The organism is Exiguobacterium sp. SH31, assembly GCF_001816105.1.
Classification (GTDB): domain Bacteria; phylum Bacillota; class Bacilli; order Exiguobacteriales; family Exiguobacteriaceae; genus Exiguobacterium; species Exiguobacterium aurantiacum_A.
The window spans coordinates 21,801-40,347 of sequence record NZ_LYTG01000002.1 but is presented as its reverse complement, the minus strand read 5'-3'; the positions used below and the strand labels follow the sequence as shown (position 1 = coordinate 40,347).

Annotated in this window: 17 protein-coding genes; 7 read left to right on the top strand and 10 right to left on the bottom strand. The window is 53.2% G+C overall.

Annotation, left to right across the window (positions count from 1 at the left end; all coding sequences use genetic code 11):
• The first annotated feature begins 232 nt into the window (after positions 1-232).
• The 3 genes from A6395_RS00490 to A6395_RS00480 all read left to right on the top strand — a co-directional run bounded on the left by A6395_RS00490 (position 233) and on the right by A6395_RS00480 (position 2,939).
• The gene (locus tag A6395_RS00490; RefSeq protein ID WP_070327337.1) at positions 233-679 is read left to right on the top strand and encodes a MarR family winged helix-turn-helix transcriptional regulator; all 447 of its coding nucleotides are present in this window, start codon (positions 233-235) and stop codon (positions 677-679) included.
• A 79-nt stretch (positions 680-758) separates the two neighbouring features.
• The gene (locus A6395_RS00485; protein ID WP_070327338.1) at positions 759-1,472 is read left to right on the top strand and encodes a YebC/PmpR family DNA-binding transcriptional regulator; all 714 of its coding nucleotides are present in this window, start codon (positions 759-761) and stop codon (positions 1,470-1,472) included.
• A gap of 147 nt (positions 1,473-1,619) precedes the next feature.
• On the top strand, positions 1,620-2,939 hold the full coding sequence (locus A6395_RS00480; protein ID WP_071397454.1) for a Na+/H+ antiporter family protein: 1,320 nt from the start codon (positions 1,620-1,622) through the stop codon (positions 2,937-2,939).
• 148 nt (positions 2,940-3,087) lie between these two features.
• On the opposite strand, the gene A6395_RS00475 is transcribed toward A6395_RS00480, so the two are convergent.
• The 6 genes from A6395_RS00475 to A6395_RS00450 all read right to left on the bottom strand — a co-directional run bounded on the left by A6395_RS00475 (position 3,088) and on the right by A6395_RS00450 (position 12,661).
• Complete coding sequence (locus A6395_RS00475; RefSeq protein WP_071397419.1) at positions 3,088-4,539, bottom strand: glutamate synthase subunit beta; 1,452 nt, start codon at positions 4,537-4,539, stop codon at positions 3,088-3,090.
• Positions 4,536-8,975: a glutamate synthase large subunit gene (gene gltB / locus A6395_RS00470; protein ID WP_071397418.1), complete on the bottom strand. Its 4,440-nt coding sequence runs from the start codon at positions 8,973-8,975 to the stop codon at positions 4,536-4,538. Before gltB ends, A6395_RS00475 begins: the two co-directional genes overlap by 4 nt.
• Before the next feature lie 269 nt (positions 8,976-9,244).
• Complete coding sequence (locus A6395_RS00465) at positions 9,245-9,991, bottom strand: TspO/MBR family protein (RefSeq protein ID WP_071397417.1); 747 nt, start codon at positions 9,989-9,991, stop codon at positions 9,245-9,247.
• A gap of 122 nt (positions 9,992-10,113) precedes the next feature.
• Positions 10,114-10,926, bottom strand: a complete 813-nt coding sequence (locus A6395_RS00460; RefSeq protein WP_071397416.1) for an aldo/keto reductase — start codon at positions 10,924-10,926, stop codon at positions 10,114-10,116.
• 64 nt (positions 10,927-10,990) lie between these two features.
• The gene (locus tag A6395_RS00455) at positions 10,991-11,788 is read right to left on the bottom strand and encodes an ABC transporter permease subunit (protein WP_071397415.1); all 798 of its coding nucleotides are present in this window, start codon (positions 11,786-11,788) and stop codon (positions 10,991-10,993) included.
• Positions 11,789-12,661 carry an ABC transporter ATP-binding protein gene (locus A6395_RS00450; RefSeq protein WP_252100488.1) on the bottom strand — a complete coding sequence of 291 codons (873 nt, stop codon included), beginning with the start codon at positions 12,659-12,661 and terminating at the stop codon, positions 11,789-11,791.
• A 111-nt stretch (positions 12,662-12,772) separates the two neighbouring features.
• Between A6395_RS00450 and A6395_RS00445 the strand changes: the two genes are divergently transcribed.
• Positions 12,773-13,348 (top strand): TetR/AcrR family transcriptional regulator, encoded by a 576-nt coding sequence (locus tag A6395_RS00445; protein ID WP_252100487.1) that lies wholly within the window; start codon positions 12,773-12,775, stop codon positions 13,346-13,348.
• A gap of 36 nt (positions 13,349-13,384) precedes the next feature.
• Here the strand turns inward: A6395_RS00445 and A6395_RS00440 are convergent, their stop codons facing one another.
• From A6395_RS00440 to A6395_RS00425, 4 genes are all read right to left on the bottom strand, one after another.
• Entirely contained in the window at positions 13,385-14,500 is a 1,116-nt protein-coding gene (locus tag A6395_RS00440) for an NAD(P)/FAD-dependent oxidoreductase (protein ID WP_071397412.1), read from the bottom strand.
• A gap of 80 nt (positions 14,501-14,580) precedes the next feature.
• On the bottom strand, positions 14,581-15,315 hold the full coding sequence (locus A6395_RS00435) for a Bax inhibitor-1/YccA family protein (RefSeq protein WP_084812878.1): 735 nt from the start codon (positions 15,313-15,315) through the stop codon (positions 14,581-14,583).
• A gap of 26 nt (positions 15,316-15,341) precedes the next feature.
• The gene (locus A6395_RS00430; RefSeq protein WP_071397411.1) at positions 15,342-15,866 is read right to left on the bottom strand and encodes a type 1 glutamine amidotransferase domain-containing protein; all 525 of its coding nucleotides are present in this window, start codon (positions 15,864-15,866) and stop codon (positions 15,342-15,344) included.
• A gap of 118 nt (positions 15,867-15,984) precedes the next feature.
• A complete protein-coding gene (locus tag A6395_RS00425) occupies positions 15,985-16,266 on the bottom strand; it encodes a hypothetical protein (RefSeq protein ID WP_071397410.1) in 282 nt (93 codons plus the stop codon).
• A 188-nt stretch (positions 16,267-16,454) separates the two neighbouring features.
• On the opposite strand from A6395_RS00425, the gene A6395_RS00420 reads away from it, so the two are divergent.
• The 3 genes from A6395_RS00420 (at position 16,455) to A6395_RS00410 (ending at position 18,546) form a co-directional block, all read left to right on the top strand.
• On the top strand, positions 16,455-17,111 hold the full coding sequence (locus A6395_RS00420; RefSeq protein ID WP_071397409.1) for a Type 1 glutamine amidotransferase-like domain-containing protein: 657 nt from the start codon (positions 16,455-16,457) through the stop codon (positions 17,109-17,111).
• 158 nt (positions 17,112-17,269) lie between these two features.
• A complete protein-coding gene (locus A6395_RS00415) occupies positions 17,270-18,064 on the top strand; it encodes a thymidylate synthase (protein ID WP_071397408.1) in 795 nt (264 codons plus the stop codon).
• Positions 18,061-18,546, top strand: coding sequence for a dihydrofolate reductase (locus tag A6395_RS00410; protein WP_071397407.1), 486 nt, complete (start codon positions 18,061-18,063; stop codon positions 18,544-18,546). The genes A6395_RS00415 and A6395_RS00410 overlap by 4 nt, the downstream gene beginning before the upstream one ends.
• Position 18,547 lies beyond the last annotated feature (1 nt).

Sequence of the window (18,547 nt, the reverse complement as noted above, 5' to 3'; positions counted from 1 at the left end):
CAATATTTTTTTGCTGTTTGAGGATAGGTCTTGATTTTTACAGATCAGCTCAGTAAAATCGTATGCGTTTTCATGAAAACAAGGACAAATCCATATGTAAACGCTTACATTGTTTGTGTCATTAGTTTGGCGGAATCGGTGTGTAAATGCTCACAGTCCGATGATTGCTCGTCCACCCCGCCTGTGGTCGTGTATAATGAAGAAAGAACCTGACTAGGAAGTGACTATGACTATGCCAAGACAAGATGCAGCCGATCAGTTTGTGAAACTGATCCCATTAATCAGAAGAAAACTGCTCCGCCGCTCCGACCTCCCGCAAATCCCGAACTTGAACTTCTCTCATTTTCATCTATTGATGTTGATTGAGGATGAAGGCGCGGTCACGAACGGACAAATTAGTGAGACGTTATCGATTGCCCCGCCGAACGTGACGCCGCTCATCACGAAGCTCGTCGACGAAGGGTATATTACACGTGTCCCTGACGAGCGCGACCGCCGTGTCATCTGGAACCAATTGACCGACCAAGGAGAGCGCGTGCTCCTCGAGCGGCGCGACTCGTTTCGGCGCCTGTTCGAGGATCGGTTAGCGTTCCTCGATGAGGATGAGACCGACCGCTTGATCGACAGTTTAAAGACGCTGACCGAGATCGTTGAGAAGATGGACAAGAGCGAGGGATGATTTTCTCTCGTCAACGCTCGCTTCTTCTTATATAATCGACAGTGAATCTATCGAACAATGGAAAGTGAGATGACACGTAATGGGTCGTAAATGGAACAACATTAAAGAGAAAAAGGCGTCTAAAGACGCCAATACGAGTCGTATCTACGCGAAGTTCGGCCGCGAGATCTACATCGTCGCCCGCCAAGGTGAACCTGATCCGGAATTGAACCAATCGCTCAAGTTCGTCGTCGAGCGCGCGAAGACGTATAACGTCCCGAAAGCGATCATCGACCGGGCCATCGACAAAGCGAAAGGCGGCGACGAAGAGAACTTCGACGAACTCCGCTATGAGGGCTTTGGGCCGAGCGGGTCGATGCTCATCGTCGACACGCTCACGAACAACGTCAACCGGACCGCCTCTGAAGTTCGGGCCGCGTTCGGCAAGAACGGTGGTAACATGGGCGTCAGCGGGTCGGTCGCGTATATGTTCGATGCGACGGCCGTCATCGGTGTCGGCGGGATGACAGCAGACGACGTGCTCGAACTCATGATGGAGCACGACCTCGATGTCCGTGACGTCATCGAAGAAGACGAGACGGTCATCGTCTATGCCGAGCCGGAAGAATTCCATGCCGTCCAGACCGCGTTCAAAGCGGCGGGTGTGGAGACGTTCGAAGTCGCCGAGCTGACGATGCTACCGCAAAACGAAGTCGAACTCGACGAAGCGTCGAAAGAGCAATTCGAGAAACTACTCGACGTACTCGAAGACTTAGAAGACGTTCGTCAGGTGTACCATAACGTCGAACTATGATGAAGAAGCGATAACTTTTCGAAGTTGTCGCTTTTTTTGTTTTCATGATTTGACAAGTCATAAAACGTATGTTAAATTTCAAAAGTCTTTATCGTATTAAAGTGATAACAAGAGAAAGAACTTATGATTCGAAAGGTGTTGGAACTCATGAATGCTGTATTATTAGCTGTCATTGTCTTATTTGCTCTCGCGATCAGTCGTGTCCATATCGTCTTATCGCTCATCCTCGCCGCCATCGTCGGTGGACTTGTCGGAGGACTCGGTTTCAACGACACGTTGACCGCTTTCAGCGACGGGCTTGGTGGCGGTGCCACGATCGCCCTCAGCTACGCCCTGCTTGGTGCGTTCGCTGTCGGCTTGTCAAAGACCGGCCTGCCTGACGTCCTGGCTGAACGGTTGATCAGCATGTCTGGCAGTGATGTGACCGGCAAGAGTGTCGGTCGCGTCAAAGCGTTACTGCTGTCGCTGCTGCTCTTACTCGCTATCAGCTCACAGAACGTCTTACCGATCCACATCGCCTTCATCCCGATCGTCGTACCGCCGTTACTCGTCTTGTTCAATGAGTTGAAACTCGATCGCCGGCTCGTCGCGACGATCCTCACGTTCGGGCTTGTCACACCGTACATGTTGCTACCGGTCGGCTTCGGCGGCATCTACTTGAACGAGATTTTGCTCCCGAACGTCGAGACGAACGGGATGGCTGTCGGTGACGTCAATATCGTCAGCATCATGGCCATCCCGGCACTCGGTATGCTCGTCGGACTCATCACCGCTTTCTTCCACTACCGGAAACCGCGGTCGTATGAAACGATCCAACTCGGTCCGAGCGACTATGAGGTCCGCACGTTGAGCAACATGAAGATTTGGTTGACGGCGATCGTCGTCTTGGTCGTCTTGGTCGTTCAATTACAGACCGAATCGATGATCGCTTCGGCCGTGACCGGTTTGATCCTGTTGACGCTCTTCCGTCTCATCCCTTGGTCAGAAGCGGACGATATCTTTACGAGCGGCATGCGCATGATGGCCTTCATCGGTTTCGTCATGATCGCCGCGAGCGGATTCGCCGCCGTCATCCGTGAAACGGGTGCGATTGAACCGCTCGTGAGCGGAGCAAGCAACTTGATGGGTGACTCGCAGTTCCTCGCCGCCCTCGTCATGCTCCTCGTCGGTCTCGTCATCACACTCGGTATCGGCTCGAGCTTTTCGACCATACCGATCATCGCCGCTATCTTCGTGCCGTTATGTATCCAGTACGGCTTCTCGGTCGAGGCGACGATCGCCATCATCGGAACGGCCGGAGCACTCGGTGACGCCGGTAGCCCGGCGAGTGATTCGACGCTCGGACCGACGAGCGGTTTGAACGCGGACGGGCAACACGACCACTTGCGTGAGACGGTCTGGCCGACGTTCCTCCACTACAACATCCCGCTCATCGTCTTCGGCTTGATTGCCGCGATGGTATTATAATCACTTCCGGTTACGCCGCGCGTAAATCGTGCCGAGCAAGACGAGCACGAGTAAAAACCAAAAACCCGTATACATGAGGACTTCTGTTAGCATCTCTGACTCCTCCTATTGATCAATCTAAAAAGGAGCGACATCGCGTCGCTCCTTTTTATGATGAAGTTTTTAGACGAGATTGACAAGCCTCCAAGTAAGCGTCGACCGTTTCAGCGACTTCTCGCCCTTCGCGGATCGCCCAGACGATCAAGCTTTGTCCGCGTCTCGCGTCCCCGGCGACGAAGACGCCGTCTACGTTCGAAACGTAGTCTTGCTTCGCTTCGACGCCAAGTTTGCGCAATTCGGATTCAGGACGTTCAAAACCGATGGCGACGAGGACGAGGTCGGCCGGATACGTCTTAACTGAATCTTCGACGACGAAGAACGTCGCGTGACCGTCTGGTTTGACGATCTTTTCCATCCGTTCCGTCTCGATGCCGGCGACGCGACCGTCTTGGCTAATAACTCGGTTCGAGCGGATCAAATACGTTCTCGGGTCATGCTCATAACGTTCGATCGCCTCGGCGTAAGCATAATCGACCGAAAGCGTGTCTGGTTGAAGTGGCCACGGACGTTCTGGCGCCCGGAACATGCCTTTTTCCGGGTGTTTGCCGAACTGTGTGACCGATTTCGCACCTTGCCGGATCGCCGTCGCGACACAATCGGCCCCGGTGTCACCGCCACCGATGACGATGACGTCTTTCCCGGCCGCGTCATACTGTGCGTCGATCATTTTTCCGCCGAGCACCCGTGTCGACTCGGTCAAATAGTCCATCGCTGGTTCGACGCCGGTCGCGTCGTCCCCTTCGATTCCGAGCGTCCGCTGTTTCTGCGCCCCCGTCGCCAGGATGACGGCATCAAACTTGTGGCGGAGTGACTCGACCGTCACATCAACACCGACGTTGACACCTGTCTTAAAGCGGATTCCTTCCGCCGCCAGCAAGTGAATCCGGCGCCGGACGACGTCTTTATCAAGCTTCATGTTTGGGATCCCGTAAAACAACAACCCGCCCGCCTCGTCAGCTTTTTCATACACAGTGACGTGATGACCGATTTGATTCAACTGGTCCGCCGCAGCGAGACCCGCCGGACCACTGCCGATGATGGCGACCGAGCGTCCGGTCCGCATCTGGACGAGTCGCGGCTGGACCCACCCTTCTTCAAAGGCGCGGTCGATGATCGTCCGTTCGATCGATTTGATGGCGACCGGGTCTTCGCTGATGCCGAGCGTACACGACCCTTCACATGGGGCCGGACAGACGCGGCCCGTGAACTCTGGGAAGTTGTTCGTCTCAATCAACCGCTCGTAGGCACGATACCAGTCTTGGTCCGAGACGAGCTTGTTCCATTCCGGAATCAAGTTGTGGATCGGGCACCCGATCGTCTCTTGCCCGATCATGTCACCGACGTGACAAAACGGGGTCCCGCAATCCATGCAGCGCTCGGCCTGCTTGACGATCGGTTCATCGTCCATCCGGGATGCATACTCATCATAGTCACGTATCCGCTCGAGCACTGTACGCTCAGGGAGCGTCTCACGTGGGATATCGATAAATTTATGTCTCATACTACGCCTCCTTCAGTCACGACCCGGAACAGTTCGAGGGCACGGTCTGCCTCGTTCAGTTCCGGACGAGTGGCTTCAATTTGACGCATGACGTCAAGTACGTTCGCATAATCGCGAGGTACGATTTTGACGAAGCGCTTCCGCTCGTCATCGAACGACTCGAGGATACGACTCGCTTTCACACTATCCGTGTGGAATTGATGCATCTCGAGCAGCGTGTAAATCTGTTCTGTGTCCTCATCGGTCAACTCGCGTTCGACCGCTACGAGTTCCGTGTTGACGAGTTGGTCATAGTCTTGGTCACCGTATAGGAAGGCGACACCTCCGGACATCCCGGCCGCGAAGTTGCGGCCGACCGTTCCTAGGACGACGACCGTCCCACCGGTCATATATTCACACCCGTGATCCCCGACGCCTTCAGTGACGGTGACGGCACCTGAGTTTCGGACCGCGAACCGTTCCCCCGTGTGTCCGTTGAAAAATGCCATCCCCGATGTCGCCCCGTACAGGCAGACGTTGCCGGCGATGATTTGTTCGCTCTCGTCGAACGGGGCATGTTTCTCAGCGATGACCGCGAGTTTCCCGCCGCTCAACCCTTTTCCGACATAATCGTTCGCATCCCCGATCACAGAGATTGTGATGCCATGAGGAAGAAATGCGCCTAAACTTTGTCCGGCCGATCCGCTCAGTCGGAGTGAGATCGTATCTTCAGCCAAACCGATGTTGCCGTGAACTTTCGTCACTTCGTAGCCGAGCATCGTCCCGACGGCCCGGTCCGTATTACGGACCCGCCCGACGAAGAACGTCGGTTGAAGCGATTTGATCGAACGCGATACGGCTGGGATCAATTTTCGATGGTCGTACGACTGAAAAGCCGGATGAGGTAACTCTTCCTTCCCCGGTAACGCTGTCGGGACCGATAACATCGGTGTCAAATCGAGCATTTTCGCTTTTGCGTGCTCCTGTTTCCAGGCGCTCTCTTCTAGCAAGTCCGTTCGGCCGATGACCTCACCGATCGTCTTCGCGCCGAGCGAGGCGAGTATTTCGCGCACTTCTTCGGCGAGGAACGTCATAAGATTGACGACGTGTTCCGGTTTACCCATGAACTTTTGGCGAAGCGCCGGGTCTTGTGTCGCGACGCCGACCGGACACGTGTCCAGATGACAGGCCCGCATCATGATACAGCCGAGCACGACGAGCGGTGCCGTCGCGAACGCGTATTCCTCCGCCCCGAAGATGGCGGCGAGGACGATATCGCGTCCGGTCATGAGCTTGCCGTCCGTCTCGAGCGTGACGCGGCCGCGAAGTCCGTTCAATGCGAGCGTCTGGTGTGTCTCAAGCAATCCGAGCTCCCACGGGAGACCCGTATGCTTGATCGACGTTCGAGGCGAAGCCCCTGTCCCGCCATCGTAGCCGCTGATGACGATCGTGTCGGCGTTCGCTTTGGCGACGCCGGCCGCAATCGTTCCGACACCGGATTTCGAGACGAGCTTGACGCTCACTTTTGCTTTCAGATTGACGTGCTTCAAGTCAAAGATCAACTGGGCCAAGTCTTCGATCGAGTAGATGTCATGGTGCGGTGGCGGCGAGATGAGCCCGACACCTGGGACTGAGCCGCGCACTTCGGCGACCCACGGGTAGACTTTATTGCCCGGCAACTGCCCACCTTCCCCTGGTTTCGCACCTTGCGCCATCTTGATTTGGATCTCATCGGCATGATACAAATATTCGGCCGTGACACCAAATCGCCCACTTGCCACTTGTTTGATCCGGCTGATGCGTTCGTTCCCGTCCGCGTCAGGAGTGAAGCGGTTACGGTTTTCGCCGCCTTCACCTGAGTTGCTCTTCCCGCCGATCCGGTTCATGGCGATGGCGAGCGTCTCATGTGCCTCTTTCGACAGGGAGCCGAACGACATCGCGCCCGTCTTGAAACGGCTGACGATCGAGGCGACCGATTCGACCTCGTCGATCGGGATAGGCTCTTGCGATTTAAAGTCGAACAACTGTCTTAAAAATTGACCGGATGCTTCGTGCTGTTTGACGTAAGCGTCATAGTAACGGCGTTCGTTCTCGCGGCATGCCCGTTGCAACAAGTGAATCGACTTAGGGTTAAAGGCGTGCTCTTCCCCATCGGCTCGCCACTGGAAATCTGCTCCTGCTTCAAGCGGACGGTCACGGCTAAATGCCGATTCGTGCTGACGCCGTGATTCTGCTTCGAGCTCCTTGAACCCGATCCCGGACAGTTGTGACGTCGTCCCGCGGAAATGACGGTCGATCAATGCGCGATCGATGCCGACCGCCTCAAAAATTTGTGCTCCCCGATAACTTTGCACGGTCGAGATCCCCATCTTCGACATAATTTTGACGATTCCATCGACTGCAGCCGTTTGATAGCGGCGGATCGCTGCTTCGACCGAGAACGAAATCAATCCGGCTTCTACCGCTTCGGCGATCGTCGCGTACACTAAATACGGATAGACCGCATCGGCCCCGTATCCGATCAAAGCGGCGGCTTGGTGCACTTCTCTCACTTCTCCGCTTTCAGCGATGAGACTGCATGACGCCCGTAAGTTCGACCGAATCAAATGTTGATGGACCGCGCTCATGACGAGCAGGGCCGGCATCGCGAGCGATGACTCGGACATGTCACGGTCAGACAAGACGATGACTTCAGCCCCATCTCGGACGGCCGCATCGACACGTTCAAACAATGACTCGAGCGAACGTTCGAGGTCTGTTTCATACGTTGTCGTGATGCGGGCGACGTTCATTTTCAACTTCACCGCCTCGACTGTCGTCGCGTCAATGATCGGATGTTCGAGCCAGACGCGGCGGGCGTGTCCCCGACCGGTGTGAACCGGATTCGCTTGAGGACCGAGCCAAGTGAACGTCGCCGTGACGATTTTCTCGCGCAACGCGTCGATCGGCGGGTTTGTCACTTGGGCGAAGTGTTGCTTAAAGTAATGGAACAGCGACCGCGGTCGCTCTGACAAGACGGCGACTGGTTGGTCATGGCCCATCGAGCCGATCGGATCTTTTTTCTCGAGGATGAGCGGCACGAGATACTGCTCGATATCCTCTTTCGTGTATCCGAACGCCCGTTGCTTACGGTGCACCTGTTCGACGACCGGTTCATTCACAGGCTGGTCCGCAATCGTCTTCATCTGCTTCAACCATTTCCCGTACGGTTCGGCCCGGGCGATCGTCTGTTTGATCTCTGCGTCTGGGATGAGACGTTTCGATTCCAAGTCGATGAGGAGGAGCTGCCCGGGACGGAGACGCTGCTTCGTCTTGACGTTCTCCGCATGGACCGGGATGACCCCGCTCTCAGACGACAGGATGAGTTCCCCGTCCATCGTCTCGATATAACGCATCGGCCGCAAGCCGTTCCGATCCAAGATTGCCCCGATTTGACGACCGTCCGTGAAGACGACGCCTGTCGGCCCGTCCCACGGCTCCATGATCGACGAATGGTACTGATAAAAGTCTTTTTTGAACGGATCCATCGATACTTCGGCGAACGGCTCAGGGATGAGCATCATCGCTGTGTGTGCGATCGAACGACCGGTCCGAGTGAAGAACTCGAACGCGTTGTCGAGCATCGAGGAGTCACTGCCCGTTTCTTGGAGCACGGGGAACAGTTCGTTCACATCATCGAACAGGTCGGTCGAGGTCACACCTTCGCGGGCACGCATCGCATCGATGTTCCCGCGTAACGTGTTGATTTCACCGTTATGCACGATCATCCGGTTCGGATGGGCCCGCTCCCATGACGGGAACGTGTTCGTCGAGAACCGGGAATGGACGATCCCGAACGTGCTCTTATAAGCCGGCGATTGCAAATCGAGATAAAACCGCTCAATCTGGATCGGCGTCAACATCCCTTTATAAACGATCGTCTTCGTCGACAGGCTCGGAAGATAAAGGTTTAATTCGTCTGTTTTCTCGATCATCCGGCGAAGCTGATAGAGCGAGCGTTCGTTTGAATCGTAGTCCGCGAACGGACACGACACGAACCATTGATAAATCGTCGGTTGTGTCACCCGAGCGTGTTCACCGATCGCCAAACTGTCGACCGGCACTTCCCGCCAGGCGATCGTCGCGAAATCGAGTTCATCGGCGAGTCGCTCCATTTGTTGTTGCTTGTCGCGCAACTTTGTCTCGTTCGGTTGGAAAAACACCATCCCGACCGCATAGCCCCCCGGCGCTGGCAAGTTCATCGTCTGAGTGAACAACTCGTGTGGCAACTCGGTCATGATGCCGGCCCCGTCACCAGCGTCGATGACGCCTTGCCCACCTCTATGTTCGAGCTTACAGAGCATCGATAGCGACTTGCTGACGATATCGTGCTTTGTTTCTCCCATTAAATTGACATATAACCCAATACCGCATGCATCTTTTTCGAATCGTGGATCGTACAAACTTGTTCGCTCCATCGAATCAGCCCCTCTCTATCCATCTTGTTCGTAAATTTTATTTTGTTCTAAATATTCTGAAAAATCAAGTATGTTGAATGAATTTTTGCATAACGGTAACGGAATGAATATTTTTTGAAAGCGGATACATATTTGATATCAAGGGATTTTTAAAAACAACTTATAATCCATAATGAATATTTATCCATCAAATATATTTATGTATAGGTTCATCAGAACTTGTTATTCCCAAAGAAAAAGATAGCCCGTTTAGGCTATCTTTTTGCTTGTCATACTGTTTTTCTGGAGTGATGCAAAAACGAACGCGGCCGTTTCCAAATGATCAAGCCAACGTAACCGAGCGCGAGCACGATGAGCGCGCTCACGAGGACGACGTAAAGCGTCCCGTTGTCGATTCGGGCGAAGATGCCCACATACGCCCAGGCGAAGACGAGCGGGTAGATGAAGTCGCGGTGCCACCACATGAACACCAAAGCGAGGACGACCCCGACCATGAGCATGAGTGACGTCCATGCCAACTCATCTAAGCCGAGCAACGTCGTAATCCGTTCCGTCTTCATGACGATGAAGACGTTAACGATCATCGCGACCGACACCCAACCGAGGTAAACCGAGAATGGGAAACGGTCAAGCCAGCTCGTCGACGTGCGGAAGGCGATGTAATACAACCAAGCGAGCGTCGCTAAAAAAGCCGCCATGACGACGAGCGAGGCGATGAACCACTCGTTTGTGAACGCGAGCAGCCAAAGACCGTTCAAAATACACGACACGAGGAAGCCTGCCTTCATCCGGTTAGCCTGTCGGTTCGCGACCGACCCTTTCTTCAATTGGAGTACGAGCCATACTGCGAGCGCGACGTAAATGAGTCCCCAAATCGAGAAAGCATATCCAGCCGGTTTGAAATAAATATCGATCCGGTCTGACACGGCTGCGTTATCACCGCTCGCGAAGTAGTTGATGACGACCGTCGCTAAAAACGCCAGCCAGTTGACCAAAGGCCATTTTGACAAGTCCATAAATAGGATCTTCCGAAGAAGACCTGACACCTCCTTTATTAACATAGTATTCTATACCCGTGTGTCTCTGCTCATACACAAGCGAAATGAAAAAGAGACTCAAATAATGAGTCTCAATCGGTTTAAAATTCAATCGTGTCAGGGTCTGGACCGATGCGTTCATGTGTCGCGACCGCATCGATTTTCGCCATATCCTCAGCATCGAGTGTGAAGTCGAAGACGTTGAAGTTTTCTTCGATCCGGTGTCGGGTCACCGATTTCGGCAAGGCGACGTTCCCTGTCTCTAAGTGCCAACGGAGGACTACTTGGGCCGGTGTCTTCCCATGCTTGTCAGCGATTTCGGCAAACGCCGGGACATCGAGGAATTTTCCTTGCATGAGCGGGCTCCACGCCTCGATTTGAATGCCTTCGTCTTGGCAGTACTCGACGAGGTCCGGTTGAGGGAGTTGCGGATGAAGTTCGACTTGGTTGATGAGTGGCGTCATCAGACCCGCTTCTTTCAACGCTTCAAGATGATGCTCTTTGAAGTTCGAGACGCCGATTGCTTTGATTTTTCCGGCCTCATACAAGTCGACAAGATCTTTCCAAGCGGCGACGAAACCGTCGACCGGCCAGTGAAGCAGGCACAAGTCCAAATAGTCGGTCTCGAGGCGAGCGAGCGACTCGTCGAACGCATCCTTCGTCCGTCCTTGACGGATATCCTCGTTCCAAATCTTCGACGTCAAAAAGATGTCGGCGCGGTTGACGCCTGAAGTCATAATCCCTTTGGCGACGCCTTCTTCGTTTTTATAGACGGCCGCCGTATCGATGTGACGGTACCCGACTTTCAACGCCTCGGCGACAGCTTGCGGCGCCTCGGTCTCATTGTCTACTTGCCAGACGCCAAATCCGATCATCGGGATTTGAACGCCGTTTCGTAACGTTGCGAGTTGCATAAATCATTCCCCTTTCTAATCTGTCGAGCTGATTGTAACATACCCGACATCTTATTCCGAAAAACTAAATCGTCAAGTCTTTCCGTGTGAACCAGCCATAGCAGGAGACGATGATCAACACGTTCAGCGCTGTCAGCCAAAACAACGACAACCAAACCGAATCGCCTTGAATCAATGCGTTTGCGTCAAATAGAGAGAAGATCGACAGGTTTCGCAACCAGTCGAGTTGATCGCTGAAGCCTGAGAAGATGTTGGCAATCAAGAAGATTGAAAAGATGCCGCCTGTGACCATGTACGACCGGGTGCTGTCATCGAACAGGCTCGCGAGCACGTAAGCGAGCGACCCGAGGACGAGCAAGATGAGACCGGCGTTGAGTTGCAACGTCCACAACAGACCGCTATCGATGTTTAAGTCGAACAACACGTTCGCGAGCATGAGGCTGAGCCCGTTCAACCCGACGAACAAGACGGTCGCGATGACCAGCAAGGCGATACTCGCCGTCACGTAGCCGCTTCTTGAGATTGGGGCCGCCATGTAGAGCATGACCTCGCCCGAGTCGACCGGTTTGGCCATGAGCCTTGACGCAAACGTCAACGCGAACAAGATGGCGAGCACGTAGAAGATGAGCCCATAATAGTTCCCGGCGAGCAGGTTGATGACGTTGTCCATCGCGAGATTCGGGTCGATCTTGAACACGTCGAGCAGCTCTGGCGGTAGTGAATCGAGCTTCCCTTCGATCAGGCCGGTCTCTTGAATCGATGGGAAGATGGCCGCCAAGAAGAACAAGTACACACTCGTCCCGAGCGCGTAACCTAATATCCAACCCCGATTTTGCTTGAACAGTGACGATACGAGTACCATTTAAGTCGCCTCCCCGTAATATTGCATGAACATGTGCTCGAGTTCGTCGGTGCCGCTCGTCAAAGACGCGATGTCGTGACGGGCGAGCAGCTCGATCAAGCCGTTCAACTCTTCTGACGTCGATAACGACACCGTGACGAATGTCTGTTCACGTGTCCCGATCTGTTCGCTCAAGTTGATCGCCGCCGCCTCGTCTTTCATGCCGATGCGATACGTCTTTTTGCTTCGCCGTTTCAGCTCCGCCATCTCTTCTTCGATGATCATCCGGCCGTCGCGGATGAGGGCGGCCCGGTCACACGTCTTCTCCATCTCCGGGAAGTGGTGCGAGCTCATCAAAATCGCTTTCCCGGCTGCTTTTTCAGCGAGCACCCAGTCGACGAGACGCTCTTGCATGAGCGGGTCGAGCCCGCTCGTCGGCTCGTCGAGGACATACACAGGAACGTCTTTCATGAAACACGTGACGATGGCGAGTTTTTGCTTCATCCCTTTCGACATCTTCCGGACTTTCAAACCCGTATCGAAAGCGAACACGTCGAGCAATTGACGCTCCCGCTCCGCACTCGTCACGTGAAGGCGTCTCGTGAGACGGATGACTTCTTCCCTGGTCATGTCTTGTGGGTAGTTGATCTCACCTGGCAAATAGCCGACGAGCGCCTTCACCGTCTCGGTCTCCTTCCAACAGTCATGCCCCATCACGGTCGCTTTCCCTGAGTCGGCGTGGAGCAGTCCCATCAAATGACGAATCGTCGTCGACTTCCCGGCCCCGTTCGGACCGATGAAGCCAAAAACGGTGCCGGGCTCGACACGGAACGAGACATCGAAAATACCGTGCGTCTGGTCAAACCGTTTCGTCAACTTCTCAATTTGGATCATTTCGCCCTCTCCTTTTTGAAATATAAACATGATATGATTACAAAACTAGTATATCACGTTATTTTTTGAAATGGAAATGGTATATTGATTACAAAACAATGGAGAAGAGGGATGAAGGTGGACGGTTTTACGAAACGGACAGAGACGAAACAACGGGCCATACTTGATGCCGCCAAGTCGCTGATGGGCGAGAAGCAGTCACGCTTCACGATCAGTGAACTTGCCCGCTCTGCCTCAGTCTCACCTGTCTCAATTTACAATTACTTCGGCTCGAAGGAACAAGTCGTCCTTCAAGTGCTCACGCGTCTGACCGAAGATGAGATGGGCTGGATCGAGGAGCGCATCGGGGAACACATCCCGTTCGAGGAGTTACTGATTGAGATATTAAGACGGAAAATTGAATCGGCGGCATTGTTCGATGCCGCGGTGTTATCAATCGTCACGGCCGACCCGTCATGGCAACAACTCGCGGCCCGTGGCTATGCCGCGTTTCGAAGCTTGATCGAGTACGGCAAGACGACCGGGGCGATCGACCCAGACGTATCAACCGATGCTTACCTTCGTTACGTTCGCTTGATGCAACAGGCAGTTTTATCAGATCCAGATTTCACTTCGCACGAAATGACCGAGACAATGCAGGAGTATTTTCATTTTTTCTTGCACGGGATCATGCGACGAAGCCGTTAAAAAAGGCGACAATCCGCGGATTGTCGCCTGTTTCGTTCACTGCAGTTGTCGGTAGACATGGTCTTCTATCGGATAAAGCGACAGATCAAGTTCGCAGTCTCCCGTCAGCACCAAGTCTGCAAGTACTTTGCCGATAAACGGGCCGACCGTCAAGCCCGATGAACCGAGACCGTTGGCGACGAGTAATTTCTCCGCCCCCGGCACACGACCGAGAATCGGGATCGAGTTCGGTGTGACCGGACGGAAACCGACACGCGTCTCGATCAGTTCGGCTTCGGCTAGCCCTGGTGCCGACTCTAATCCTTTCGCCAGCACTTCATGGACACCGATTGCCGTCGGACGTGCGTCGAACGCCTTGTCCCGTTCATGCGTCGAGCCGATGACAATCCGCCCTTCTTCAAACCCCAGCAAATACCGGCGTCGCGGCGGCATGACGACCGGCCAATCTGACGCATCGACGTTTGGTAACTGGACGTGGACGATTTGCGCTTTCTCCCCCGAGACGCGTGCCGTATAACCGATCGGCTCCATCAACTCAGGCAACCATGCCCCACAGGCGAGCACGATCTCATCGGCCTCATAGCGGACACCGTCACATTCGACGTGATAGCCGTCTTCTTCGACGAGAACGGCAGAGCCGTCGATAAGTTTCACGCCACGTTTGACGGCGACTCGTTCTAGTGCCGCGCGCAACTTCTCGCCGTCGACGCGGGCCCCGCCCTCGACGAGCAGCGCATCGTATTCATCTGACAGCGGTGGGAAAAGAACTTTCGCCTCTTCAGCCGACAGTCTTGTCAACTCACCGATCTCTGGTGCCTCTTCCCGGCGCAGCGTCGTCCGCTCGAGCATCTCGTTCAACTTCTTGTCTTCATGCAACGCGAGCGTCCCGACGCGTTTATAGCCGGTATCACGCTCACCCTCATTCATTAACTCGGCGACGACGTCTCTATAATAGCGGGCACCGCCTTTTGCGAGCGCGTACCAGGCTTTATTGCGGCGTTGGGCGATCCACGGACAGACGATGCCTGCGGCCGCGTCGGTCGCCCGGCCCACTTCTTTTCGATCGATGACGGTGACATCGGCTTTCCCGGCCAAATGATAGGCAGCCGAGATGCCGACGATGCCCGAACCGATGATAATAATTTTTTTCATAAGTTTCGCCCTCTTTAATCGCGAGGGCGGTCACATCCTTTCCTGTCTTCCTAAAAAAATCATCGGCCCAAGGCCGATGATCAGTCTCGCATCGCGAGGCGGTACAATAAGTCGAGCAATTCGATATAGAGCCAGACGAGCGTCACAATCAATCCGAACGCCGCCACCCATTCCAACTGCTTCGGTGCCCGGGCTTCGACTTGACGTGCGATATAGTCGAAGTCGAGGACGAGCGCGAGTGAGGCGATGATGACGATGACGAACTGGACACCGATCGCGAGCGGTGACGACCCCGTCATGAACGGAAGTCCGGAACCGAAGAAACTCATGCCGATCTGGACGAGATACAATAGCATGACTGTGAAAATCGCGGCCGTGACACCGGCCCGGAACTTTTGCGTCACTTTGACGAGACCGGTCGAATAGACGAACCACATCGCGAACGCGACGATAAACGTCGTCAAGACGGCGCGACCGACGATACCTGGTGCCATCGCTTCAAAGAAATACGAAATCGAACCGACGAACACGCCTTCGACGATGCCGTAAAGTGGTGCTACGACAGGCGCCGTGTTTGGTTTGAACGTGATGATGAGCGCCATGATCAAGCCGAGAATGAGCGAACCGATCATAAGTGGGAACAACAGCGCTTCCCCAATCGTCGGCACGAGTAGCCATGTCGTCCCGGCCGCGGCCGTGACGAGTAAGAGCAACGTGAACACTTTTGACCACGTGCCGGCTTTCGTCATCGGCTCCGTGCTGTAAGCAGTCGACTCCATCGATTTACGGAGAATTGGGTTAGATTTTAAGTTCAACTGGGGAAATCTCCTTTATTCTTTTTTCAGTTTTTAGCCATGACTTTGATGAATTCTCGCATATAGTCAGGCAAATCAGGCGGACGGCGGCTCGAGACGATATGGCCATCGACGACGACCGGCTCATCGTGCCAAATCGCACCCGCGTTTTCCATGTCGTCTTTAATACCTGGCGTACTCGTCACGTTGACGCCATGAAGGATATTAGCTGAAATCAATACCCAGCCAGCGTGACAGATTTGACCGATCGGCCGTTTTTGTTCGTCCATGTAGCGGACGAACCCTTTTACCGAATCGAAACGGCGTAACAAGTCAGGAGACCAGCCACCCGGGACGAGCAACGCATCATATGACGAGATGTCGACGTCGTCGAACGCGACGTCCGACTTGGCCGGAACGCCGTACTTTCCAATATAAGCGTGATCCGCTTTCTCGCCGGCGAGGATGACGTTCGCTCCCTCTTCACGTAACCGGTGGACCGGATACCATAGTTCTAAATCTTCAAAGTCGTCACTGACGATTTGCAAAATATTCATACCTTGTAACTGCATCGAATCCCTCCCTTGATTGTCTTTCAAAATTATACCCTATAAGCCACGTCGCGAAAACACGGACTGTACACTTGAACTGAAAATCTTCGCTCTGGTCGACTGAATGCTGTCTTACAACTCAGACAAGTTGAGGAATCAGAATGACGGCTGAGAGAAATACAGCGGTGATCAGTGCTTTGTTTCGTTTCAATGTGAACGGCAATACAAATAATCCAAGCAAGGTGACCGTAAGTACGAGTAACCCTTCTATGAAATAACCTTCATTGGATGCAATCGGAATACTGATCACACGAGCGGTCGGATTAGAGAAAAAGCCCGTTGCATCAAGCACAAGACTCCCAAATAAACCGATAGCGATTAAGCATAGAGATAAGAAAAAGATGGTTTTGGTTTTTATCACAATTGTCCTCCTCGTTGATTGCAAGTAAATTCGTAAGATAAGGTAGTGACTAGCAGTATTCTTTTACATCCATATTATAACCAAAGAATAAATTTATATGGAAAAAGTTTCATCATAAATTTTCGTTACTGTTGGATCGATTCAGGAGTAAATTAATGAAATTACACAACACGTAAAGGAGAATTCGTATGACAACCTACTACTATCTCGGATGGTTTTCGCATTACTTCCCACAAAGGTTGGCGAGGGCGATCTCTCAAGACATTGTGACGCGTGACTCTCTTGTGTTAATCAGCTCGAACCCCGCATCGGCTGAAGTGAACGGGACCACCGAACTATCGTGGTTAAAAGAAGCCAACATCTTATTCAACGAATACCATCTAATCAATTACGAAATGAATCAAACAAAGGCGAAACGCCTCATCGATGAGGCGTCGGTGATTTTCTTATTAGGCGGGGACACTGTAAAACAGAATATGTTTTTACATGAGTACTCCTTATTCGAACAAGTTCATACTAGTGAAGGCGTTATCCTAGGCGCAAGTGCCGGCGCCATCAATATGTCTTCAAAATGGTTATGTTCGCCAAACTTCGGTTATGAGGTTGCATCGCCAATTATTTACCGTGGCTTGGCCCTTCATAACTTTTCGGTGCTCTCCCACTTTGATCTCGAAAATAATATGGATGTGGTCAAACAGGAACTCGCTCTTTTATCCACAGAGTTACCGGTATACGTGTCAAACAAGGATTGCGCGATTCGTGTTCAAGAAAATAGAATCGATATATTCGGAGATGTATTTCTATACGCTTATCGAAACATGACGAAGCTAACTGAGACCATCTAATTCGATACCAATTTTCCCAGCATCCTCTCAAGATTATGCCACGCATAGAAAATCAAGTTATTACAAGCAATCCAATCTGCATATGGTAATTGCAACATCGTTTTATCAATATATTGTGTTATAATGAACACGATTATTTAGCGAAAGGGGACTTCCCAATGAAACAATATCACGATTTATGTACCCACATCCTCGACCATGGCGTCGTTAAAGAAGACCGGACCGGGACCGGGACGACGAGCGTGTTCGGTTATCAGATGCGTTTCAATCTTCAGGACGGGTTCCCTCTCATCACGACAAAGAAATTACATACCCGCTCCATCATCCATGAACTGCTCTGGTTCATCTCCGGTGACACGAACGTGCGTTACCTGCAAGACAACGGTGTCCGCATCTGGAACGAATGGGCGGATGAGGATGGCGATCTTGGCCCTGTATACGGCGCCCAGTGGCGTTCGTTCCCGAAACCGGACGGCTCAAGCGTCGATCAACTCGCGCAGGTGATTGAACAGATTAAGACGAACCCCGACTCTCGTCGACTCGTCGTGTCTGCTTGGAATCCCGGTCAACTCGATGACATGGCGCTCCCGCCGTGCCATCTGTTGTTCCAGTTTTACGTCGCGGACGGCAAACTATCATGCCAGTTGTATCAACGCAGCGCCGACACGTTCCTCGGTGTGCCGTTCAATATCGCCTCATACGCCTTGTTGACGCACATGGTCGCCCACGTGACCGGCCTTGAAGTCGGCGATTTCGTCCACACGCTCGGCGACGCGCACATCTATCATAACCATCTCGAGCAAGTGAAGCTGCAGCTGACGCGTGACACGCGCCCGCTTCCGCAACTGAACATCTTGCGTGACGTATCATCGATCGAGGACTTCAAGTTCGAGGACTTCGAACTTGTCGGTTACGACCCGCACCCGCACATTAAAGGAGCGGTCAGCGTATGATCATCCATGTCGTCGCTTGCGGGTCGAATCGTGAAATCGGGAAAGACAACGCTTTGCTCTGGCGCCTGCCTGACGACTTGAAGTACTTCAAAGCCGTCACTATAGGTCAGACAGTCGTCATGGGACGGAAGACGTTTGAATCGATCGGCCGGGCGCTCCCGAACCGGCGCAACATCGTCGTCACATCGAACCGTGAATTTTCAGCACCCGATGTCGAAGTCTGGCACGACCTTGATCGCATCCTCGCCCCACAAGATACTGAGGACTTCTTGATCATCGGCGGGGCGACGCTTTACGAACAGACGATGCCAGTCACCGAGCGTTTCTATATTACCGAAATCGACGGGACGTTCGAGGCAGACACATTCTATCCGCCCACGCCGCAAAATCTCGTCGTCACGGACGAACAGTTCCATCCAAAAGATGAGCGGCACGAATACAGTTTCACGCTCCGCCAATACGACAAAAAAGACATCGAGTGAG